Raw genomic sequence first — 21,582 nt, forward strand, 5'->3', positions numbered from 1 at the left:
TAGACGGTGTCCGGCAGAATCGCGGCTGAAGCCGCTCCCACGGAATCGTGAAACCTGTAGGAGCGGCTTCAGCCGCGATGCTGTCCAAGCGCCCCGGATTACATCCGGACTACGCGATCAGGCAAAGAAATCCGCCTGATCGCGGCTCATCACTGACGCATGCCGCGACCGCTGATCAGCAGACGAATGCACAGGGTATAGAGCACGGCAGTGGCCAGCAGCATGAAGCCGATGGCTACGCCGATGCGGATGTCGGACACGCCGAGAATGCCGTAGCGGAAGGCGTTGACCATATGCAGGATGGGGTTGCCCATCGACACAGCCTGCCAGAACGGCGGCAGCAGGGAGATGGAATAGAACACCCCGCCCAGGTAGGTCAGCGGCGTCAGTACGAAGGTGGGGACGATGGAGATGTCGTCGAAGTTGCGTGCAAACACCGCGTTGACGAAACCGCCAAGGGAGAAGATGGTGGCCGTCAGCAGCACCACCAGCACCGTCACGCCGAGATGATGCACCTGCAGATGGGTGAAGAACAGCGACAGGATGGTGACGATCACGCCCACTGCCAGCCCGCGCAGCACGCCGCCGATGACGAAGCCGATGAGGATGGTGTGCGGCGACACCGGCGAGACCAGCAGCTCCTCGACGTTGCGCTGGAACTTGCTGCCGAAGAAGCTCGACACCACGTTGCCGTAGCTGTTGGTGATCACCGACATCATGATCAGCCCCGGCACGATGTACTCCATGTAGGTGAAGCCGCCCATGTCGCCGATCTGCCGGCCAATCAGGTTACCGAAGATGACGAAGTACAGAACCATGGTGATCGCCGGCGGCAGCAGCGTCTGCGGCCAGATACGCACGAAACGGCGCACCTCGCGATGAACGATGGTACGCAGGGCCACCAGGTTGGCGGCAAACTCGCTGTTGAGGTACTGGGTATTCATTGCGCCACCTTGGCCAGGTTCTTTTCCACCAGGGAGACGAACAGCTCCTCCAGGCGATTGGTCTTGTTGCGCAGGCTCAGCACCTGCACCTGCTGCTGCGCCAGTTGCTGGAACAGCGCGTTGAGGCCCTGGCTCTTCTCCACCTGCACTTCCAGAGTGTGGTGGTCGAGCAGGCGCGCCGGATAGCCCGTCAGCATCGGCGCCTCGCTGTAGGAGTCCTTCAGATCGAGCAGGAAGGTCTCGACATGCAGCTTCTTGAGCAGGTCCTTCATGCTGCTCAGCTCGACGATGCGGCCGTGGTCGATGATGCCGATGTTGCGGCACAGCTGCTCGGCCTCTTCCAGGTAATGGGTGGTGAGGATGATGGTGATGCCCTGCTTGTTCAGCTCGGTGAGAAAGCTCCACATCGAGCGGCGCAGCTCGATGTCCACCCCGGCAGTGGGCTCGTCGAGAATCAGCAAGCGTGGCTGATGCACCAGGGCGCGGGCGATCATCAGGCGGCGTTTCATGCCGCCGGACAGTTCGCGCGAAGCGACGTCGCGCTTTTCCCACAGGCCGAGCTGGGTCAGGTACTGCTCGGCCCTCTCCTTGGCGATGGAACGCGGAATGCCGTAGTAACCGGCCTGGGTGACGACGATGTCGAACACCTTCTCGAACTGGTTGAAGTTGAACTCCTGCGGCACCACGCCCAGGCAGCGCTTGAGCGCATAGGGTTCGCGGTCAAGGTCGTGGCCGAATACGCTGACCGTGCCGCTGCTCTTGTTCACCAGCGTGGAAAGGATGCCGATAGTGGTGGATTTGCCGGCGCCATTGGGGCCGAGCAAGGCAAAGAAATCACCTTCGGCGACGTCCAGATCGATACCGTGCAGGGCCTGGAAGCCGTTTCCGTAGGTCTTGGTCAACTGGCGGATGGTCAGGGCGGAGCTCATGAAGATGGGGTTTCCCGCGCGAGAGTTAAGTCTTGGTAGATGTGGGCGAAGGCGCTCGATTGCAACCGCGTGTTTCGCCCACTCTGTGCTGGCATGCACCCTACCGACCCTGACGCGCGGAGAAAAGGCCGTCCCGGCGATCTTGATTATCGACTCAGTCGATAACACCGGCCTCGCGCTGCATGTCGCCGCTCACTTCCAAGCCCCCGGCCTCGAACAGATGCGGATAGCAATCACGCAGGTGCGCGAAAAACAGCTGCTCCGGCAGATCCTCGAACTGGCCGTGGTCCTGCAGGTACTCCATATAGCGCTCGCCCCGCGCGTTGTAGGGATGAAAGACGCTATCGTGCACGCCATCGAACTCCAGCGGCGCCACCTTGAATACGCGGCACAGCGCCTCGTTGAACGCTGGCGTGGCCTTGACCCAACGCCCGTCCAGATACAGCTCGGTGTAGCCGTGCATGGCGAACACCTCGCTGCGCAGCAGCTCCAGCAGGCGCGGCGTCGACAGGTGATTGCGCACATCGGCCAGGCCGATACGCGCAGGAATGCCGCAATGCCGTGCGCATGCGGCAAGCAGATTGGCTTTGGGCACGCAGTAGGACTCCCCGGCCGTCAGCGCGTGGCTGGCCTTCAGCGTCTGCGCATCGAGGCTGAAGGCATAGGGGTTGTAGCGAATCTCGTCGCGCACCGCGAGATAGAGCGCAATGGCCTGACTGATCGGTTCTCGTGAGGCGCCACGCCAACGTTCGGCGAACTCGATTACCAATGGATGGTCACTGTCAATGAAGCGGCCGGGGCGAAGATAGATCTGCATGACGGGGCTCCTGAAGTTCGCTTCAGTCTAATCCGCCAATTGCGCGATGCTTACGACGATCCGGCCAAGCTCACCGCCCCTCTCGCCATTTATGGCTATGCTCGGGGCGTTGCCCGCTCGAATCATGGAGGAATGCACATGCTCGTCATCTGGTTGCTGGTGCTGCTGCTCGGGGTCATCTACCTGGCCCATAGTCGTACCGCCGCCCGCCCCGCCCTCGGCATCACCGCGGCCTATCTGGTGGCCATGGCCCTGTTCAGCCCGGTACCCGGCTGGCTGCAACTGCTGCTGTGGATCATCACCGGCGCAGTCGCCGCCTTCATCCTGCTCGGCGATCTGCGCCGGCAGCTGTTCACCCGCCCGTTGTTCGCCTGGTTTCAGCGTGTGCTGCCGCCAATGTCGGCAACCGAGCGCGACGCCATCGAAGCCGGCACGGTGTGGTGGGACGGTGAGCTGTTCAGTGGCAAACCGGACTGGGACAAGCTACTGGCCTACCCCAAGGCCAGGCTGACCGAGGAAGAACAGGCCTTCATCGACGGCCCCACCGAAGAACTCTGCGCGATGATCAGCGACTGGCAGGTCGGGCAGGAAATGGACCTGCCGGAGAAAGCCTGGGAGCACATCAAGCAGCACGGTTTCTTCGCCCTGATCATTCCCAAGGAATATGGCGGCAAGGGCTTCTCCGCCTACGCCCACTCGCAGGTGGCGATGAAGCTGGCCACGCGCAGCGGCGACCTGGCTTCCACCGTGATGGTGCCCAATTCCCTCGGCCCGGCCGAGCTGCTGCTGCACTACGGCACCGAAGAACAGCGCAACCATTACCTGCCACGCCTGGCGCGAGGTGAGGACATCCCCTGCTTCGCCCTTACCGGCCCGCTGGCCGGCTCCGACGCCGGTGCCATGCCGGACACCGGTGTCATCTGCAAGGGCCAGTTCAACGGCGAGGAAGTGATCGGCCTGCGCCTGAACTGGGAGAAGCGCTACATCACCCTCGGCCCCGTGGCCACCCTGCTCGGCCTGGCCTTCAAGGCCTACGACCCGGACCACCTGCTGGGCGACAAGGAAGACCTCGGCATCAGCCTGGCGCTGATTCCCACCGATACCCCCGGCGTGGAAATCGGCCGCCGCCACCTGCCGCTGGGCGCAGCCTTCATGAACGGGCCGAATTCGGGCAAGGACGTGTTCATTCCGCTCGACTACCTGATCGGTGGCCAGGAGTACCTCGGCAAGGGCTGGATGATGCTGATGAACTGCCTGTCGGTGGGCCGCTCCATCTCGCTGCCGGCCGTCGGCACGGGCGCGGCCAAGTTCACCAGCCTCGCCACCGGCCAGTACGCCCAGCTGCGTGAGCAGTTCAACGTACCGCTGGCGGCCTTCGAAGGCATCCAGGAAGCCCTGGCGCGCATCGGCGGCAACGCCTGGCTGATGGACAGCGCACGCATACTCACCGCCAATGCCGTCGATCTGGGCGAGAAGCCCTCGGTGCTGTCAGCTGTGCTCAAGTACCACCTGACCGAGCGCGGCCGCGAGTGCATCAGCCATGCCATGGACGTGCACGGCGGCAAGGGCATCATCATGGGCCCGAACAACTACCTGGCCCGCTCCTGGCAGGGGGCGCCGATCTTCATCACCGTCGAGGGCGCCAACATCCTCTCGCGCAACCTGATGATCTTCGGCCAGGGCGCCATCCGCTGCCATCCCTACGTGCTCAAGGAAATGGCGCTGGCTGACCGTGAGGACAAGGACGAGGCACAGATCGAGTTCGATTCGCTGTTGATGAGCCATATCGGTTTTGCCGTGAGCAACGCGGCCAGCAGCTTCCTTCTCGGCCTGACCCTGAACCGCCTGGGCACGGTGCCGGGCGACGACCTCAGCCAGCCTTACTACCGCGCCCTCAACCGCCTGGCCGCGGCCTTCGCCCTGTGCGCCGACAGCAGCATGATGCTGCTGGGCGGTGACCTGAAGCGTCGCGAACGTCTGTCTGCGCGCCTGGGGGATGTGCTCAGCTACCTCTACCTGGGCTCGGCCGCACTCAAGCGCTACCACGATCTGGACTATCAGGAATCCGTCAGACCGCTGCTGCGCTGGGCCATGGAGGAAAACCTCTACCACGCCGAGCAGGCACTCGATGAGCTGCTGAGCAACTTCCCCAATCGCCTGTTCGGTTGCCTGTTGAAGGTGCTGGTGTTCCCGCTAGGTCGTCGTCATAACGGCCCAAGCGATGAGCTGGATGCCGAAGTGGCCGCAATCATCGGCCGCCAGGCTGGCGACCCGGCACTGGAATCGGTGCTGGAAGGCTGCTATCGCCCGCAGGCCGATCAGGACTCGGTCGGCGCCCTGCAGCATGCACTGAACCTGGTGCAGGCCAGCCACGACGCGCGCAAGCGTCTGCACCAGGCACTCAAGGACGGCAGCCTGCAACCGGCTCCGGGCCAGGACGCCATCGAAGCGGCGATCGCTGCCGGCATTCTCGATGGCGAGCAGGGTCAACGCCTGCAAGCGGCCGAGGCGGCGCGGCGGCGGGTGATCGATGTCGACGACTTCGCCAAGGAAGAGCTCGAACTGGGCATTGGCAAGGTGCGCTGACGCAAACGGCTAGCGGGAGGGGCTTTACCGCGACTCAAGAAGCTCGCGGCCACGACTGCAGGGATGCAGGAGGCAGAGCGAAGCAGGATGCCCGGGCCGAAAGCCCCTCCCACGAAGGCCTGCTATGCAGGACAGCGGGCGCCAGGAACTCTATACTCCTGCGCCCGTTTTACCTTTCAGGACACTGCAACATGACCAGCCATCTCGAACATCACCTCGCCCTGCTCAATCACCTGCGCGGTATCCTCGTTGCGCTGGGCGAAGCCGAACAGGTGCTCGACGACAGCCACGCCCTGTTCCTCGAGCGTTACGACGAACTGCTCGCCGAACTGCCGCGCGACCCGGTGTCCAGCCAATACCTGGGCCAGGACCTGATCAGCCAGGTATTCCACCGCTATCCGCAGATCGCCCATCTGGTACCGCGCGATCTGCTGTGGTTCTTCGGCGGCGACTGCCTGCACTTCATGCCGGACGAAGAGATCGCCCTGTACCAGGCCCTCGACGAGCGTCGCTTCGAGGCCGAAGAGAACGACGAACCCTTCGACTGGAATCAGGAAAAAACAGCTGTTGGCCCTGCCCACAGACGGCGCCAAGCACTGATCGAAGCAACGACAAAAGGCCCGCACGGCAAACCGGCGGGCCTTTAGATTTGTCTTTGTAGAGGACAGAAACGAAAACGCCGCTCGATTGAGCGGCGTTTTCGTTTATTTGGAGCGGGAAACGAGACTCGAACTCGCGACCCCGACCTTGGCAAGGTCGTGCTCTACCAACTGAGCTATTCCCGCANACCTTGGCAAGGTCGTGCTCTACCAACTGAGCTATTCCCGCAGTACAACTTGAAGTGGCGTCCCCTAGGGGACTCGAACCCCTGTTACCGCCGTGAAAGGGCGGTGTCCTAGGCCACTAGACGAAGGGGACCTGGAACTTCGTTTGAAACCCTGCCGAAGCAGCATTTCGAAATTTTGGAGCGGGAAACGAGACTCGAACTCGCGACCCCGACCTTGGCAAGGTCGTGCTCTACCAACTGAGCTATTCCCGCATTACAGCTTGAAAGTGGCGTCCCCTAGGGGACTCGAACCCCTGTTACCGCCGTGAAAGGGCGGTGTCCTAGGCCACTAGACGAAGGGGACACACCCCGGAACATCAAGCAACTTTCCGGCTTCCTTCGCTCTGCATCAGGCTTTGCGCTGGAAGTGGCGCGCATTCTATGGAGGCTTTTAAAGGTCGTCAACCACTCTCTAAAAAATTTTTAAAATCAAAGACTTCAGCCCATAAATTGACATGACACTAGGAGCGATGCGAGCAAGCCACTACACTCGGTCGAAAAGTTGATTCTCGAGAGGTCCCAAGCAGTGTCCGCACTCGTGATAACCCTGCTGATAGTCGGCGGCATCGCCCTGTTGATGGTGATTGCCTACATCAACCACGCCGTCGAGAACAGCAAGCTGGAGAAAGCCCGCCAGCGCGCCGACCTGCTCGACCGCATTCGCCGCTGCCAGGACATTTCCGAACGCATGCCCGGCCAGTTGATGACGCCGCAGTTGAAGCTGCTGCTGAGCCAGCTGCAGCTTCAGGTCAGCGAACGGCTGCTGCCGCTGGATAAGCAGAACGCCACGCTGCAGAACGATATCGCTACGCTGAAGAGCGAGATCGCCAAGGGTGAATCCATTGCGGTGCAGAACCCTCCACAGCCCATCGTCAACGAGGCCAAGGCCAAGGACGTACGCTTTCTCCTGGAAAACCTCCATGCATTGATCACCGGCTCGGTACAGGGCGGCCTGCTGCCCGCCAGTGAGGGCAAGCAGTGGCTCAAGCAAATCCGCCAGATGCTGGTGCTGGTGCATATCGAGTTCTTCAGCACCCTTGGCCAGACGGCAATGCAGCAGAACCAGCCTGGTCAGGCGCGTCTGGCCTTCGAGCGCGGCGTGCAGTACCTGCGCAAACAACCCGAACCTGCGCTCTACCAGGCGCAACTCAAACGCTTCGAGGAGCAATTGGCGCGCGCCAATGCCATGGTCCTCAACAACAATGTACCCGCAGCGGAAGAACCGAGCGAGTTGACCGAAGGTCTGAAAGACCTGGAAGACGACGGCTGGAAAAAGAAGAACATCTACGACTGAGCGGCCACATGGCAACCATGGCCTTCGCTCAGAACACGCTGACAGAGGATTAGGAGCTGCAATGAGCATGACCGTTTACGGGGCGCCACTCTCCCCGTTCGTCCGTAAAGTCTGTCTGTGCATGATCGAAAAGGGGCTGGATTACGAACTCGAAGTGGTCATGCCCTTCGGCCAGCCCGACTGGTACCGTGAGCTCAACCCACTGGGGCGGATTCCCGCCTTTCGTGACGGCGACCTCAAGCTGGCGGACTCCAGCGTGATCTGCCAGTACCTTGAAGAACAGCACCCCGAGCGCACGCCCCTCTACGGCGCAGATGCGCAGCAGCGGGCAAAGGTGCGCTGGCTGGAAAAGTATGCCGACTACGAGTTGGCGCCCCTTTGCACCTTTACCGTATTTCGCAACCGCGTGCTGAAAGCCACCATGGGCCAGCCGTGCGACGAGGAAAAGGTGCAGCAGGCGCTCAAGGACAAACTACCGAGTCACTTCGACTATCTTGAGGCCACGCTGGGTGATGCACCCTATTTCCTCGGTGAACAGCTATCGATGGCTGATCTGGCGCTCGCCTCCCAATTGATCAACATGGAGCACGGCGGCGAGGTACCGGACGCTACACGCTGGCCAAACCTGACCGCACACTTTCAGCGCATCAAGGCCGGCGCGTCCATGCAGCAACTCCTGCCACGCGAACTGCGCACTCTGGAGAAGATCGGCGCCAAGCGCTGAGCACGTCCTACCTGATCGAGTCCCGACCGACGAATCGCCACCGGCTGGGCCGCGCCAATACTCAGCAGTCGGTGGCGGCCAAAAAGATCTCCGCCAGTGCTTCGATGCCGGCCTGATCCGCCTCGGTAAAGCGCCCCACCGACGGGCTGTCCAGATCCAGCACGCCGATCAGGCGCCCGTCCTTCACCAGCGGGACCACCAGCTCGCTGTTCGACGCACTGTCGCAGGCAATGTGCCCGGCGAAGGCATGCACGTCTTCGACTCGCTGCGTCTGCAAAGTCGCCGCTGCAGCGCCGCAGACGCCACGACCGAAGGGAATGCGCACACAGGCCACCTTGCCCTGGAACGGACCGAGCACCAGTTCGCCATCCTTGACCAGATAGAAGCCAGCCCAGTTGAGGTCGGCCAGCTCATGAAACAGGAAGGCGGAGAACTGCGCGGCATTGGCGATGAAGTCGCGCTCACCGGACAGCAGCGCCTGCAGTTGCGCGCTCAGTAGCGGATAACCGTTGAGGTCAGCCCCAGCCTGGGAAAGATCGATCATGCCTGTTGCTCCAGCAGTTGCAGCCCGACCCAATGGCGGGCGAATTGATAGGCGCAGCGGCCATTGCGGTTGCCGCGGCCCAGCGCCCAGCGAATGGCGGCTTTCTCCAGCGCTTCGTCCCAGCTCCAGCTGAGCCCGACCTGGCGCGCCTGCACATCCACCCAGTGGCGCACGACGATCAGGAAGTGCTCCTGGCTGAAGGGATAGAACGACAACCACAGACCGAAGCGATCGGACAGCGCGATCTTGTCCTCCACCGCCTCGTTGGGATGCAGCTCGCCGTCGACCCTCTTCCAGTTCTCGTTATCGCTCTGATGCTCGGGCACCAGGTGCCGGCGGTTGGAGGTCGCATACAGCAGCACGTTATCCGGCGCCTGCTCCAATGAGCCGTCGAGCACGCTCTTGAGCACCCGGTAGTCGCCCTCACCGGCTTCGAATGACAGATCGTCACAGAACAGCACGAAGCGCTGCGGCAACCCGGCCAGCAGTTCCACCACGCGCGGCAGGTCGGCCAGGTGGTCGCGCTCGATCTCGATCAGGCGCAGGCCGGCCCTGGCGTGCTCGGCAAGCAGTGCGCGTACCAGCGAGGATTTACCCGTACCGCGGGCACCCCAGAGCAAGGCATGGTTGGCCGGCAGACCGGTGACGAACTGCCGCGTGTTGCGCGCCAGTTGCTCGCGCTGGGCGTCCACACCCAGCAGATCGCTCAATGACAGGTCGAGACTGACCTCCAGCGGCATCAGGTAGCCACTGCGGCCATCACGTACCCAACGTGCCGCCACGCACTTGTTCCAGTCTACCTGCGGGCGCAGCGCAGGCAGCAAAGGCTCGAGACGCTCCAGCACCTGCTCGGCGCGGGCGAGAAAGTCCAGCAATCGGGAATCCACGGTCTACTACTCCTTTTGCGCAGAGCCGCACGTTGCAGGCTCTGCCGGTACAGGGTCGCTATCAGCTATGCTTGGCAAGGCGCCAAGGATCAGAGACTACGCACGCATTTATGGATATTTCGCTCACCAATCGCCTGTCATTCAAACAGGCCGGCCTGACCGTGCTGGTGGCGTTTATCCTTGGCACGCTGCTGAGTGTCACCCAGGTGGCGATCGATTATGCCAGCGAAGAGGCCTCCATCAACCGCGAGATTCGAGCGCTGCTGGAAATCAGCCACAACCCCGCTGCCCGTATCGCCTACAACATCGACGCGGAGCTGGCCCAGGAACTGGTGCTCGGCCTGCTGCGCTCACCGGCGGTAACCCGCGCCGAGCTGATCGACAACAGCGGCCTGGTGCTGGCCAGCGTCAGTCGTCCGCGTAGCGAGAGCCGTTACCGTTTCATGAGCGACAGTCTGTTTGGCGCCGAGCGCGCCTTTCAGGACCCGCTGTTCGTCTCCCACGCGCCCCACGAGCCGCTGGGTTTCCTGCGCCTGGAGATCGATACCTACGCTTTCGGCAGCCACTTTCTGCGGCGCTCGCTGCTGACCCTGCTCACCGGCTTCGCACGCAGCCTGCTGCTGTCGCTGATCCTGCTGGTGCTGTTCTATTTCATGCTGACCAAGCCCCTGACAGGCGTGATTCGCGCACTCAGCCAACGCAACCCGCAGGATCCACAGCATCGCCCCGTACCTTGCCCCAAGGGCCATGAGCGCGACGAGATCGGCATACTGGTCGAAGTCACCAACCGCCAGCTATCGAGCATCGCCCAGGAGATCGAGCAGCGACGCAACGCCGAAGACCGGCTGACCCAATACCTCGGCGAGCTGGAAAACATCGTCTCGGCGCGCACCGCCGAGCTCAAGGCCACCAACACCCGCCTCAGCCAGTCCAACAGCGAACTGGAGGCCGCGCGTACCACCGCGCTGAACATGGCGCAGGCTCGCTCGGCCTTCCTGGCCAACATGAGCCACGAGATCCGCACCCCGCTCAATGGTCTGCTGGGCATGCTGGCATTGGCGCTGGACGGCCCGCTCAGCGCCGAACAACGCCAACAACTCGGCATCGCCCACGACTCCGGCAAGGTGCTGGTGGAACTGCTCAACGACATCCTCGATCTGTCGAAATTCGAAGCCGGCCAGCTGGAGCTGGAAGAAATCCCCTTCGACCTCGGCGCCCTGGCGGAGGAAACCGCCAGCCTGCTGTCGCAGAACGCCGCCAGCGCGGTGGAGCTGACCTGCCTGATCGACCCGGCACTGCCGGCGCAGGTGCTGGGCGATCCGACGCGGGTGCGCCAGATCGTCAGCAACCTGCTGTCCAATGCACTCAAGTTCACCCGTTTCGGCCGTGTCGACCTGATCGTCTCCCGCAGCGCGGACGGCATCAGCATTCGCGTGCGCGATACCGGCATCGGCATCGCCGAAGACGCCCAGGCGCGCATCTTCCAGCCCTTCGCCCAGGCCGAGGTGGGCATTACCCGCGAGTACGGCGGCACCGGGCTGGGCCTGGCGCTGACACGGCGTCTTTGCCAGGCGATGCACGGCAGGCTGACCCTGCAATCGAAGGAAGGCTTCGGCAGCGAGTTCTGCGCCGAGTTGCCGCTGCGCGCCCATGCGCAAGCCGCCATCCAGCCCTCCCTACAGGGCCGCATCGTCGCCATGACGCCGGCCAGTAGCGGGCTGCAACAAATGCTCAGCCAATGGCTGCCCTCCTGGGGCCTGAGCTATCAGCGTCTGGACACCGATGCCAGCCTGCTCGGCGTGGAGGCCGATCTGCTGATCAGCGACTGCCCGGAGTGCCTGCTCGGCATTCGCCCGGCGATCACCACACCGGTGCTGCTGGTCACGGCCTACGGCAATTTCCTGCCCCATGACCAGGCACAACGTCTCACGCCCCTGTTGCAGATCGCCCGCCCCCTGGCGCGCAACGGGCTGTTGCAGATGCTGCGGCACATTCTGCAGAGCGACGACACCGACCCGAGTAACAACGCCCAGGCGCAACCTCGTCGCGAAAGCTCGGCGCGCGTACTGTTGGTCGAGGACAACCCGGTGAACCAGATGGTCGCCAAGGGCATGCTGGCCAAGCTCGGCTACCAGGTACTGGTCGCCGGCCACGGCGGTGAAGCGCTGGAAATACTGGAGCAACAGCCCGTCGACCTGATTCTCATGGACTGCAACATGCCGGTGATGGATGGCTACGAGGCCAGCCGGCGCATCCGCAGCAACGGCCGCTGGCCGGAACTGCCCATCGTTGCCCTGACGGCCAATGCGCTGTCCGACGAGCGCGAACGCTGCCGCGCCGCCGGGATGAACGACTACCTGGCCAAACCCTTCCGTCGTGAAGAACTGGCAGCCATGCTCGACACCTGGCTGCCCAGCGAGGTCACCCGCTGAGCCGCGCCAGCAGGCGATCCAGGCTGCGACGCAGCCCTTCCATCTCCAGCAGGTCCTGATCACCGAACTGGCAGAGCAACTGCGCCTTGAGCGGCAGAACCTGCGCCTGCAGCGCCCTGCCGGTCTCGCTCAGCGCCAGATGCACCTCTCGCTCGTCCGCCTGGGCACGACGGCGCTGCACCAGGCCCATCTGCTCCAGACGCTTGAGCAGCGGCGTCAGGGTCCCGGAGTCCAACTGCAGGCGTTGTCCAAGCGCCTTGAGCGTCGGCTGCTCGGGCGCCCGCGCCTGCCACTCCCACAGCACCAGCATCGCGAGGTACTGCGGGTAGGTCAGGCCCAGGGCATCGAGCATCGGCTTGTAGGCACGGATCACGGCGCGCGAGGCGGCGTAGAGCTTGAAGCACAGCTGGTTGTCCAGCTGCAGGGTGGCGGTATCGAAAGCGGTCATTTCAGCAGCGCTTCGATCTCGCTGCTCAGTTCTTCCGGCTTGGTGGTCGGGGCGAAGCGCTTGACCACCTGGCCATCCTTGCCGATCAGGAACTTGGTGAAATTCCACTTGATGCCCTGACTACCCAGCAGGCCGGGCGCGCGCTTTTTCAGTTGCACGAACAGCGGGTGGGCGTCGGCGCCGTTGACGTCGACCTTCTTGAACAGCGGGAAACTGACGCCGAAGTTCAGCTCGCAGAATTCCGAGATGGCGCCCTCGTCACCCGGCTCCTGCTTGCCGAACTGGTTGCAGGGAAAACCCAGCACCACCAGGCCCTTGTCCTTGTATTGCTGCCAGACGCTTTCCAGACCCTTGTACTGCGGGGTGAAACCGCACTTGCTGGCTGTGTTGACCACCAGCACGGCCTTGCCGCCGAAGTCGGCCAGAGTCTTCTGCTCGCCCTTGATGGTCGTGACCGGAATATCGAAAAGTGCGTTGCTCATGGGGAATCGTCCTGATGGGCTGAAAGTGATGGACAAAATAGCGAGCAATTAAATTGCATGCAATTTAATTGATGCAAGATAAGGCATGCAGATATCGCGCTATCCGTAGGGGGCTAGCGGCGCCGACTGCCGGATTTCCAAAACGCAGATGAACTCAGCGCGCCTGACCCAGCAGGCGATCTATCGCGGCGCGCCGATGGTGGGTTACGCCGCACCGGACTGAGCAAACTGTTCGATAGACGTGACAGGCGGCTAACCCACCCTACGAAACGGTGGCGCCCAGAGCTCGCACCAATGCGGCCAGTGGTAACGAATCCCCCTGAATGCGCACGGTCAGCCCATCGATCTCGCGGCGCATCGGGTAGTGCTTGCGCAAGCGGTCGAACGCCGCGCGACGGGTATCGGCATCGCCCACCAGGCTACGGCGGAAATCCGCATCGTCGCGGCGCGGGTCGTATACCGCACGGCACAGGCTGGCCAGGGCCCAGGCCGGGTCGGCGTTGCCGTCGATGCTCAGCTCGCGGAGCCAGGGCGCTGGCAGCAGCTCGGCCAGGCTCACCTGCTCAGGTACGCCCAGCACGCGGCAGCAGGCCTGGTAGATCTGCGCGGTACCGCGCAGCTTGCCATCCAGGCTGTAACCGGCGATATGCGGCGTGGCCAGTTGGCACAGGGCGGCCAGCTCGACATCGACCTGCGGCTCGCCTTCCCAGACGTCCAGCACCACTTTCAGGTCGGGACGTTGCGGCAGTAACGTGCGCAGCGCGGCATTGTCCACCACCGCACCGCGGCTGGCATTGATCAGCCAGGTTCCCGGCTTCAGCGTCGCCAGGCGAGTCGCATCGAACAGATGGCGCGTCGAGGCGTCCAGCGGCGTGTGCAGGCTGATCACATCGCATTCGTCGATGATCTGCTCCAGGCTGACGAAGTCGCCGCCCTCGGTGGCCTGGCGCGGCGGATCACAGACGCGCACCTGCCAGCCGAGACCACGCAGCAGATCGACCAGACGCCCACCGACCTGCCCCGCCCCGACCACGCCATAGACGCGCGCAGCCGGGTCGACGCCCTCGCGCTCGGCCAGGGTCAGCACGCTGCCCAGCACGTAATCCACCACGCCGCGGGCGTTGCAGCCCGGCGCGCTGCTCCAGGCGATGCCCGTCTCGGCGAAGTAATCGAGATCCAGATGATCGGTGCCGATGGTGCAGGTACCGACGAAACGGACCCGGCTGCCTTCGAGCAGCGCACGATTCACGGGAGTGACCGAGCGCACCAGCAGCAGGTCGGCATCGCGCACATCGGCCGCCGTGATGCCGCGCCCAGGCAGGCGGTGGATGCTGCCGAACGCAGCGAAGAATTCATCGAGCAGGGGAATGTTTTCGTCGGCGACTATGTGCATGGCAGGCTCCATCGGGCAGGTCGCCATTCTATGCCAGCGTGATCACCAACGTCGCCCCGCAGAGCGCCGGACAGAGCCTCACGCCGCACTTTCCTGACCGCTGCGTCAAGGCGTAAACTACGCGGTTTCCTGTTATCCCGAAGAGTCGAAATGTCCACCGACACCCGCCTTGGCCGCGTGCGCACGGAACTGCGCAACCTGCTCATCCTGGCCACGCCCATCATCATCGCTCAGCTGGCGCACACCGCCATGGGCTTCGTCGATACCTTGATGGCCGGGCGCGTCAGTCCGCAGGACCTGGCTGCCGTGGCGCTGGGCAACTCGATCTGGGTGCCGGTGTTCCTGCTGATGACCGGCATCCTGCTGGCTACCACGCCCAAGGTGGCGCAGCGCTTCGGTGCCGGCGAGGAAGCAGAGATCGGCCCGCTGGTGCGTCAGGCCCTGTGGCTGGCACTGGCCGTAGGCGGCAGTGCCGCAACGCTGCTGTGGAACGCCGAGTTCATCCTGCGCATCATGAATGTCGACCCGGCGTTGATCGCTCCGGCCATGGGCTACCTGCGCGCGGTGGCCTGCGGCTTTCCAGCGGTAGCGCTGTATCACGTGCTGCGCTGCTTCAGCGATGGCCTGGGTCACACCCGCCCAAGCATGGTACTGGGCATTCTCGGCCTGCTGCTGAACATTCCGGCCAACTACATCTTCATCTACGGCAAGTTCGGCCTGCCGGCCATGGGCGGCGTCGGCTGCGGCTGGGCCACCGCACTGGTGATGGGCTTCATGCTGATCGGCATGCTGGTCTGGGTGAAGTGGGCGCCCTACTACCGCGCCAGCGCCCTGTTCACCCGTTTCGACTGGCCGCAGTGGCCGGTCATCAAGCGCCTGCTGAGCATCGGCGTGCCGATCGGCGTGGCGGTATTCGCCGAGTCGAGCATCTTCGCGGTGATCGCCCTGCTCATCGGCGGCCTCGGTGCTACCGTGGTCGCCGGGCACCAGATCGCCCTGAACTTCAGTTCCATGGTGTTCATGATCCCCTACTCGCTGGCCATGGCCGCGACGGTGCGCGTCGGCCAGGCACTGGGCCGCGGCCAGCCACGCGAAGCGCGCTTCGCCGCCGGGGTGAGCATGGGAGCGGCGCTGGGCTACGCCTGCGTATCGGCCAGCCTGATGTTCCTGCTGCGCGAACAGATCGCGCAGATCTATACCCCCGACAAGACGGTGATCGCCGTGGCGGCAACGCTGATCGTCTATGCAGCGCTGTTCCAGTTCTCCGATGCCATCCAGGTGACGGCAGCCGGCGCCCTGCGCGGCTATCAGGACACACGCATCACCATGCTGCTGACCCTGTTCGCCTACTGGGGCATCGGCTTGCCGGTGGGTTATGCGCTGGGGCTATCCGACCTGTTCGGCGAACCGAGCGGCCCCAGCGGCCTGTGGCAAGGTTTGGTGGTGGGCCTGACCTGCGCCGCAGCGATGCTCACCGTGCGCCTGGCACGCAGCGCGCGCAAGCGCATTCGCCGGGCCGGTTGAGATTGGATAGGTCGGGCATCCTCTCTAGACTGAGCAGATGATCCGACCTGCCCTGCTCCTCTGCTTCCTTCTGATCGCTGGCTGCGGCCCGGCCAACGACGGCCTGGCCCTGCAGAACGATTACCTCGCACGTCTGCAGCGCTCGCTCGATGCGGCCGACTTCCCCACTTTCGACAGCCGCAGCGCCAGCCAATATCGTTTACCGCCACGCCGCGAGCGCCTGCTGGAGTTGCCGGAACTGCGCATCGGCCTGCTCGATCTGGTCATCGATGCGCGGCGCTGTCCGCATCTGCAGCAGTTGATCAGCCAGCGCAACAGCAGCCTGGGCAAGCAGCTGATGCCCAGCCAGCGCCTGGGCTACGAAGGCGACCTGCTGCGCGCCATCGATGACTGCCTGCCACATCTGCAGGACGACTCCAGCCTCAAGGCCACTCTGCAGCGCCTGGCCAGCGACAAGCGCCAGCAACTGCCAGCGGTGTTCTGGAATGCCCTGAACGGCAGCCCGGAGTTCGAGAACTACCTGCGTTTTACCGACCAGGCCTTGCCGGTCGACAGTCAGGAAGACAGCGCGGCACTGGACGCATTGCAGCGGCTGGCCAGCATCGGCGCCGGTATACCGGCGCAGTTGCCACCGAGCGCCGGGGAGCTGGAACCACTGTTCTTCGCCCTCTATGCCAGCGAACAGGGCAGCCAGTTGATCACCAGCCTGGCCAGCCTGCGCCACACGCTCGACGCCGGCAGCGAAATGCTCGAGCAACGCCAACAAAATCGCCCGCTTTGCCCACTGGGCCAGGCGACCCCGCGCGGGCGCATCCTGCAGAACATCTTCATCAAGTTCTACGCCGGCGGCCTGCAGCCTTATCTGGCACAGGTCGACCAGCGCGGCCAGCAATGGCAGGCGGTGTTGCTGCAACTGCAGCGTATAGAGGGCATTCCGCCAGCTACCGGCGAACATCTGCAGCGGCTGGCTGGCGAGCAGGATTCGTTATGGCAGGATTTCCGCGCGGCCACGGCGCGCCATGTCAGGGCCTGGCAGAAGCTACTGAACAGTTGCGGTCTGGCGCCGGGACAGGCGGGATGGAATAGCGAAAGCTAGCAAACCGTAGGGCGGGTGTAACCCGCCATCGCGACCAACAACATCCGCTATTTGGCGGGTTGCACCCGCCCTACGAGATAACTGTCTAGTCGGCCTTCTTGCGAATCCAGTACAGGTAGGTGCCGTCTTCCTCGGCCTGACCGAGCAGTTCATGGCCAAGAAACACGCAGAACTTGGGGATGTCACGGCGGGTCGAGGGGTCGGTGGCGATCACCTTGAGCAGGCCGCCCGGCGACAGGTCGCGCACCTTGTTGTGCAGCATCATCACCGGCTCCGGACAATTCAGGCCGCTGGCGTCGAGCAGGTCATCGTGGTTGAGGGTCAGGGCTTCGGACATAGGGGGCTCCACAGGCAGGCGCGCATTGTCGCGCAAAGCTGACCTCCAGGTCACCCCGCGCGCACAACCTTGGATGGGCAGCGCATGCCTGCCAACTGCGGCAAAGTGCCTGCGCTCCGGCGAATCATGGAGGGTTCGCACGCCAGCTTCGGGTGGAGCCCGAAGCGACGCGGGAGTCCGGGCCGGACGAATGTCCGCGCCCGGTTCACTCCGTTATTTGCCGTGACGACGCAGATGACAGGTCACTTCCTCACGATCGTGATACAGCTGCTTGCAGCCGATGCCGACCTTCAGACCGCGCTCGGCCAGCCCCGACTCGATGCGATCGAGCAGGCGCCGCACTTCGGCGTAACGCTGCTTCATCGGCAGCTTGAGGTTGACCACCGCCTCGCGACAAAGCCCTTCGCCCAGCCAGGTCTCGATCATCGCCGCCGTACGCGCCGGCTTCTCGACGATGTCGCAGACCATCCAGTGCACCGGATGGCGCGGGCGGAAGGTAAAGCCATCGGCGCGCTGGTGCACGACGAAGCCGGAATACATCAGGCTTTCGGCCATCGGCCCGTTGTCCACGGCAGTCACGCGAATCTCCCGATTGACCAGCTGCCAGGTCCAGCCACCGGGGGCCGCGCCCAGGTCGACGGCGGTCATGCCCGGCGCCAGGCGCTGATCCCACTGTTCACGCGGGATGAAATGATGCCAGGCCTCCTCCAGCTTGAGCGTGGAACGGCTCGGCGCCTCGCGCGGGAACTTCAGACGCGGAATGCCCATGGGCCACATCGCCTGGTTGTCCGCCTCGGCGATACCGGCGAACACCTCGCGGCCGCTCTTGAAGGTCAGCAGCAGGCGCGGCTTTTTCGCGTCATCCACCAGCTTGCCGGCCTTGAGCAATGCCTTGCGCAGCGGCGCTTCGAACTTCTTGCAGAAGGTCGAGACTTCCTTGCCCTCGTTGGTATCGACCACTTCAAGCCACAGGCTGCCGCACACGGGATAGTCGGCCAGGGCGTCGAGCAACACGCTGATACGATCGCTTTCCGGCAGGCTGACGAACGCGCCGCGCGCCCACTGTCGGGGGAAAATCAGCTGATTGAAACGCACGCTGCGCATCAGCCGCTCGCTATCAGCCGCCTCGCTGCAGACGAACTCTGCGCAGGCGCTGCCGGGCTTGGCCCTGGAGTAGCCCGGCACATCCAGACGCGCCGCAAGGTCGGTGATCTCGGCGCAGACCTCCCCTTCGAAACCGGGGCGGCAATGCAGAAACAGGGTATTCATCAAAGGGTCTCCTCGAGGCGCGCATGATACCCGAGACCGGAACCCCGAGCCGCTAAACCTGTCCAGCTACATATGCGCTGCCAGCGGATACGGAACCGCCATCATCGCTTCTCGATGAATTCCGGCCATCCATTCCGCGCCGTGCATAGCAACCGATAAAGGATATGCGCTAGCCAGACCGCCCAAGCCGAACTAGCTTGAAGGTCTGCCGCCATCAGACACAGCCCGAACCGTGCGGGCCCAAGGAGATGTGCAATGCCCTCCCTCGATAGCCTGAACTGCCGCCGCGAACTGAAAATCGGCGACGCCACCTACCACTATTTCAGCCTGCCCGAAGCCACCCAGCGCCTCGGCAACATCGACCGCCTGCCCAAGTCGCTCAAGGTGCTGCTGGAAAACCTGCTGCGCAACGAAGACGGCAAGACCGTACAGCCGCAGGATCTGCAAGCCATGGTCGACTGGCTGGACAAGCGCGCCTCCGACCGCGAGATCCAGTACCGCCCGGCGCGCGTGCTGATGCAGGACTTCACCGGCGTGCCAGCGGTGGTCGACCTGGCCGCCATGCGCGACGCCATGGCCAAGGCCGGTGGCGATCCGCAGCGGATCAACCCGCTGTCGCCGGTGGACCTGGTCATCGACCACTCGGTGATGGTCGACCGCTACGCCTCCTCCAGCGCCTTCCACGACAACGTCGAGCTGGAAATGCAGCGCAACGGCGAGCGCTACGCCTTCCTGCGCTGGGGTCAGCACGCCTTTGACAACTTCAGCGTGGTGCCACCGGGCACCGGCATCTGCCACCAGGTCAATCTGGAATACCTGGCGCGCACCGTATGGACGAAGGAACAAGACGGCACCACCCTCGCCTTCCCCGACACCCTGGTCGGCACCGACTCGCACACCACCATGATCAACGGCCTCGGCGTGCTCGGCTGGGGCGTCGGCGGCATCGAGGCGGAAGCGGCCATGCTCGGCCAGCCGGTGTCGATGCTGATTCCCGAGGTGATCGGCTTCAAGCTCAGCGGCAAACTCAAGGAAGGCATCACCGCCACCGACCTGGTGCTCACCGTCACCCAGATGCTGCGCAAGAAGGGCGTGGTGGGTAAATTCGTCGAGTTCTACGGCGACGGCCTGGCCGACCTGCCGTTGGCCGACCGTGCCACCATCGCCAATATGGCCCCCGAGTACGGCGCCACCTGCGGCTTCTTCCCGGTCGATGAAATCACCCTTGGCTACCTGCGCCTGTCCGGCCGTCCGGATGCCACCGTGCAATTGGTCGAGGCCTACAGCAAGGCCCAGGGCCTGTGGCGCGAACCCGGCGACGAGCCGCTGTTCACCGACAGCCTGAGCCTGGACATGGGCAGCGTCGAAGCCAGCCTGGCCGGGCCCAAGCGCCCACAGGACCGCGTCTCGCTGGGCCAGGTCGGCCAGGCCTTCGACGACTTCGTCGGCCTGCAGCTCAAGCCGAGCGCCAAGGAAGAAGGCCGTATGCTCAGCGAAGGCGGCGGCGGTACCGCCGTGGGGGGCGACAAGCAGAGCGGTGAAATCGACTACGAGGACGAGGGGCATACCCATCGCCTGAAAGATGGCGCGGTGGTGATTGCAGCCATCACCTCCTGCACCAACACCTCCAACCCCAGCGTGATGATGGCCGCCGGCCTGCTGGCCAAGAAGGCGGTGGAAAAAGGTCTGCAGCGCCAACCCTGGGTGAAAAGCTCGCTGGCACCCGGGTCCAAGGTGGTCACCGAGTACTTCAATGCCGCCGGCCTGACGCCCTACCTGGAGAAACTCGGCTTCGACCTGGTGGGCTACGGCTGCACCACCTGCATCGGCAACTCCGGCCCGCTGCGCGAGCCCATCGAGAAAGCCATCGCCCAGGCCGACCTGACCGTCGCCTCGGTACTGTCCGGCAACCGCAACTTCGAGGGCCGCGTGCATCCGCTGGTGAAAACCAACTGGCTGGCCTCGCCGCCCCTGGTGGTGGCCTATGCCCTGGCCGGCAGCGTGCGCATTGACCTGACCCGCGACGCCCTCGGCACCGGCAAGGACGGCCAGCCGGTGTACCTCAAGGACATCTGGCCAAGCCAGAACGAGATTGCCCAGGCCATCGCCCAGGTCGACACCGCCATGTTCCGCAAGGAATACGCCGAGGTCTTCGCCGGCGACGAAAAGTGGCAGGCGATCGACGTGCCCAAGGCCGACACCTATGCCTGGCAGGGCGACTCCACCTATATCCAGCATCCGCCGTTCTTCGAGGACATCGCCGGCGACCCGCCACGCATCACCGATATCCGCCAGGCACGCATCCTCGCCCTGCTCGGCGACTCGGTGACCACCGACCACATCTCGCCGGCCGGCAACATCAAGGCCGACAGCCCGGCCGGGCGCTACCTGCGTGACCATGGCGTGGACAAGGCCGACTTCAACTCCTACGGCTCACGCCGCGGCAACCATGAAGTGATGATGCGCGGCACCTTCGCCAATATCCGCATCCGCAACGAAATGCTCGGCGGCGAAGAAGGCGGCAACACCCTGCATGTGCCCAGCGGCGAGAAACTGGCGATCTATGACGCTGCCATGCGCTACCAGGCCGAAGGCACGCCGCTGGTGATCATCGCCGGCAAGGAATACGGCACCGGCTCCAGTCGCGACTGGGCGGCCAAGGGCACCAACCTGCTGGGGGTCAAGGCTGTGATCGCCGAGAGCTTCGAGCGTATCCACCGCTCCAACCTGGTGGGCATGGGCGTGCTGCCGCTGCAGTTCAATCCCGGCACCGACCGCAACAGCCTGAAACTGACCGGCAAGGAAGTGCTGGCCATCGAAGGGCTGGAAGGCGTGGAGCTGCGCCCGCAGATGCCGCTGACGCTGATCATCACCCGTGAAGACGGCCAGCATGAGGAAGTCGAAGTGCTCTGCCGCATCGACACCCTCAACGAAGTCGAGTACTTCAAGGCAGGGGGCATCCTGCATTACGTGCTCCGTCAGATGATCGCCAACTGATACACCCGCCCTGCTATCGCGGTAGCAGGGCATGCCAGCCTCCGTCGGGCCAT

17 protein-coding genes, 4 tRNA genes and 1 pseudogene are annotated in these 21,582 nt (G+C 63.9%); 8 read left to right on the forward strand and 14 right to left on the reverse strand.

Going from position 1 to position 21,582, the window contains the following annotated elements; translation table 11 throughout:
- Positions 1-149: 149 nt before the first annotated feature.
- The 3 genes from DXK50_RS05050 to DXK50_RS05060 form a co-directional block, all read right to left on the reverse strand.
- Positions 150-944, reverse strand: coding sequence for an ABC transporter permease (locus DXK50_RS05050; RefSeq protein ID WP_212629577.1), 795 nt, complete (start codon positions 942-944; stop codon positions 150-152).
- Complete coding sequence (locus DXK50_RS05055; RefSeq protein ID WP_161868030.1) at positions 941-1,873, reverse strand: ABC transporter ATP-binding protein; 933 nt, start codon at positions 1,871-1,873, stop codon at positions 941-943. Before DXK50_RS05055 ends, DXK50_RS05050 begins: the two co-directional genes overlap by 4 nt.
- A gap of 154 nt (positions 1,874-2,027) precedes the next feature.
- Positions 2,028-2,690 carry a transglutaminase-like domain-containing protein gene (locus DXK50_RS05060; protein ID WP_212629578.1) on the reverse strand — a complete coding sequence of 221 codons (663 nt, stop codon included), beginning with the start codon at positions 2,688-2,690 and terminating at the stop codon, positions 2,028-2,030.
- Between the two features lie 138 nt (positions 2,691-2,828).
- Here DXK50_RS05060 and DXK50_RS05065 point away from each other — a divergent pair, with 138 nt between their 5' ends.
- Positions 2,829-5,276 (forward strand): acyl-CoA dehydrogenase, encoded by a 2,448-nt coding sequence (locus DXK50_RS05065; protein WP_212629579.1) that lies wholly within the window; start codon positions 2,829-2,831, stop codon positions 5,274-5,276.
- A 191-nt stretch (positions 5,277-5,467) separates the two neighbouring features.
- Positions 5,468-5,876: pseudogene (locus DXK50_RS05070) on the forward strand (PA2817 family protein).
- 109 nt (positions 5,877-5,985) lie between these two features.
- On the opposite strand, the gene DXK50_RS05075 reads toward DXK50_RS05070, so the two are convergent.
- The 4 genes from DXK50_RS05075 to DXK50_RS05090 all read right to left on the reverse strand — a co-directional run bounded on the left by DXK50_RS05075 (position 5,986) and on the right by DXK50_RS05090 (position 6,406).
- Positions 5,986-6,061: transfer RNA gene (locus tag DXK50_RS05075), tRNA-Gly, on the reverse strand.
- A 57-nt stretch (positions 6,062-6,118) separates the two neighbouring features.
- Positions 6,119-6,194 (reverse strand) — tRNA-Glu (locus DXK50_RS05080).
- 45 nt (positions 6,195-6,239) lie between these two features.
- A tRNA-Gly gene (locus DXK50_RS05085) sits at positions 6,240-6,315 on the reverse strand.
- Positions 6,316-6,330: 15 nt separating this feature from the next.
- Positions 6,331-6,406: transfer RNA gene (locus tag DXK50_RS05090), tRNA-Glu, on the reverse strand.
- Between the two features lie 222 nt (positions 6,407-6,628).
- On the opposite strand from DXK50_RS05090, the gene DXK50_RS05095 reads away from it, so the two are divergent.
- Both DXK50_RS05095 and DXK50_RS05100 read left to right on the forward strand, forming a co-directional pair.
- Positions 6,629-7,396 (forward strand): hypothetical protein, encoded by a 768-nt coding sequence (locus tag DXK50_RS05095; protein ID WP_349292088.1) that lies wholly within the window; start codon positions 6,629-6,631, stop codon positions 7,394-7,396.
- A 61-nt stretch (positions 7,397-7,457) separates the two neighbouring features.
- The gene (locus DXK50_RS05100; protein WP_212629580.1) at positions 7,458-8,120 is read left to right on the forward strand and encodes a glutathione S-transferase family protein; all 663 of its coding nucleotides are present in this window, start codon (positions 7,458-7,460) and stop codon (positions 8,118-8,120) included.
- A 61-nt stretch (positions 8,121-8,181) separates the two neighbouring features.
- Here DXK50_RS05100 and DXK50_RS05105 read toward each other — a convergent pair whose 3' ends face one another.
- Both DXK50_RS05105 and DXK50_RS05110 read right to left on the reverse strand, forming a co-directional pair.
- Positions 8,182-8,664 (reverse strand): GAF domain-containing protein, encoded by a 483-nt coding sequence (locus DXK50_RS05105; protein ID WP_212629581.1) that lies wholly within the window; start codon positions 8,662-8,664, stop codon positions 8,182-8,184.
- Positions 8,661-9,551: an ATP-binding protein gene (locus tag DXK50_RS05110; protein WP_161865636.1), complete on the reverse strand. Its 891-nt coding sequence runs from the start codon at positions 9,549-9,551 to the stop codon at positions 8,661-8,663. The genes DXK50_RS05105 and DXK50_RS05110 overlap by 4 nt, the downstream gene beginning before the upstream one ends.
- A gap of 110 nt (positions 9,552-9,661) precedes the next feature.
- Between DXK50_RS05110 and DXK50_RS05115 the strand changes: the two genes are divergently transcribed.
- Positions 9,662-11,983, forward strand: coding sequence for a response regulator (locus DXK50_RS05115; protein ID WP_212629582.1), 2,322 nt, complete (start codon positions 9,662-9,664; stop codon positions 11,981-11,983).
- Here the strand turns inward: DXK50_RS05115 and DXK50_RS05120 are convergent.
- The 3 genes from DXK50_RS05120 to pdxB all read right to left on the reverse strand — a co-directional run bounded on the left by DXK50_RS05120 (position 11,973) and on the right by pdxB (position 14,306).
- Entirely contained in the window at positions 11,973-12,431 is a 459-nt protein-coding gene (locus DXK50_RS05120) for a MarR family winged helix-turn-helix transcriptional regulator (RefSeq protein WP_161865634.1), read from the reverse strand. The genes DXK50_RS05115 and DXK50_RS05120 overlap by 11 nt on opposite strands.
- Entirely contained in the window at positions 12,428-12,913 is a 486-nt protein-coding gene (locus DXK50_RS05125; protein WP_024307809.1) for a glutathione peroxidase, read from the reverse strand. Before DXK50_RS05125 ends, DXK50_RS05120 begins: the two co-directional genes overlap by 4 nt.
- A gap of 262 nt (positions 12,914-13,175) precedes the next feature.
- The gene (gene pdxB, locus DXK50_RS05130; protein ID WP_212629583.1) at positions 13,176-14,306 is read right to left on the reverse strand and encodes a 4-phosphoerythronate dehydrogenase PdxB; all 1,131 of its coding nucleotides are present in this window, start codon (positions 14,304-14,306) and stop codon (positions 13,176-13,178) included.
- A gap of 150 nt (positions 14,307-14,456) precedes the next feature.
- On the opposite strand from pdxB, the gene DXK50_RS05135 reads away from it, so the two are divergent.
- Together DXK50_RS05135 and DXK50_RS05140 are read left to right on the forward strand one after the other, a co-directional pair.
- On the forward strand, positions 14,457-15,830 hold the full coding sequence (locus DXK50_RS05135) for an MATE family efflux transporter (protein ID WP_212629584.1): 1,374 nt from the start codon (positions 14,457-14,459) through the stop codon (positions 15,828-15,830).
- Between the two features lie 37 nt (positions 15,831-15,867).
- Positions 15,868-16,926, forward strand: coding sequence for a DUF3080 domain-containing protein (locus DXK50_RS05140; protein ID WP_212629585.1), 1,059 nt, complete (start codon positions 15,868-15,870; stop codon positions 16,924-16,926).
- Between the two features lie 85 nt (positions 16,927-17,011).
- On the opposite strand, the gene tusA is transcribed toward DXK50_RS05140, so the two are convergent.
- A complete protein-coding gene (tusA, locus tag DXK50_RS05145) occupies positions 17,012-17,263 on the reverse strand; it encodes a sulfurtransferase TusA (RefSeq protein ID WP_003460892.1) in 252 nt (83 codons plus the stop codon).
- 213 nt (positions 17,264-17,476) lie between these two features.
- A complete protein-coding gene (gene rlmM / locus DXK50_RS05150) occupies positions 17,477-18,532 on the reverse strand; it encodes a 23S rRNA (cytidine(2498)-2'-O)-methyltransferase RlmM (protein WP_161865630.1) in 1,056 nt (351 codons plus the stop codon).
- Positions 18,533-18,787: 255 nt separating this feature from the next.
- Between rlmM and acnA the strand changes: the two genes are divergently transcribed.
- On the forward strand, positions 18,788-21,529 hold the full coding sequence (gene acnA / locus DXK50_RS05155) for an aconitate hydratase AcnA (RefSeq protein WP_212629586.1): 2,742 nt from the start codon (positions 18,788-18,790) through the stop codon (positions 21,527-21,529).
- Positions 21,530-21,582: the final 53 nt, after the last annotated feature.

The organism is Pseudomonas sp. KB-10 (assembly GCF_018221585.1).
GTDB classification, from domain to species: Bacteria; Pseudomonadota; Gammaproteobacteria; order Pseudomonadales; family Pseudomonadaceae; genus Aquipseudomonas; species Aquipseudomonas yangonensis.

Coding starts and splice junctions, on each gene's coding strand:
- DXK50_RS05100 (WP_212629580.1), top strand. CDS start 7,458: ATGAGCATGACCGTTTACGGGGCGCCACTCTCCCCGTTCGTCCGTAAA.
- acnA (WP_212629586.1), top strand. CDS start 18,788: ATGCCCTCCCTCGATAGCCTGAACTGCCGCCGCGAACTGAAAATCGGC.
- DXK50_RS05065 (WP_212629579.1), top strand. CDS start 2,829: ATGCTCGTCATCTGGTTGCTGGTGCTGCTGCTCGGGGTCATCTACCTG.
- DXK50_RS05135 (WP_212629584.1), top strand. CDS start 14,457: ATGTCCACCGACACCCGCCTTGGCCGCGTGCGCACGGAACTGCGCAAC.
- DXK50_RS05105 (WP_212629581.1), bottom strand. CDS start 8,664: ATGATCGATCTTTCCCAGGCTGGGGCTGACCTCAACGGTTATCCGCTA.
- rlmM (WP_161865630.1), bottom strand. CDS start 18,532: ATGAATACCCTGTTTCTGCATTGCCGCCCCGGTTTCGAAGGGGAGGTC.
- DXK50_RS05140 (WP_212629585.1), top strand. CDS start 15,868: ATGATCCGACCTGCCCTGCTCCTCTGCTTCCTTCTGATCGCTGGCTGC.
- tusA (WP_003460892.1), bottom strand. CDS start 17,263: ATGTCCGAAGCCCTGACCCTCAACCACGATGACCTGCTCGACGCCAGC.
- DXK50_RS05060 (WP_212629578.1), bottom strand. CDS start 2,690: ATGCAGATCTATCTTCGCCCCGGCCGCTTCATTGACAGTGACCATCCA.
- DXK50_RS05050 (WP_212629577.1), bottom strand. CDS start 944: ATGAATACCCAGTACCTCAACAGCGAGTTTGCCGCCAACCTGGTGGCC.
- DXK50_RS05115 (WP_212629582.1), top strand. CDS start 9,662: ATGGATATTTCGCTCACCAATCGCCTGTCATTCAAACAGGCCGGCCTG.
- pdxB (WP_212629583.1), bottom strand. CDS start 14,306: ATGCACATAGTCGCCGACGAAAACATTCCCCTGCTCGATGAATTCTTC.
- DXK50_RS05055 (WP_161868030.1), bottom strand. CDS start 1,873: ATGAGCTCCGCCCTGACCATCCGCCAGTTGACCAAGACCTACGGAAAC.
- DXK50_RS05125 (WP_024307809.1), bottom strand. CDS start 12,913: ATGAGCAACGCACTTTTCGATATTCCGGTCACGACCATCAAGGGCGAG.
- DXK50_RS05120 (WP_161865634.1), bottom strand. CDS start 12,431: ATGACCGCTTTCGATACCGCCACCCTGCAGCTGGACAACCAGCTGTGC.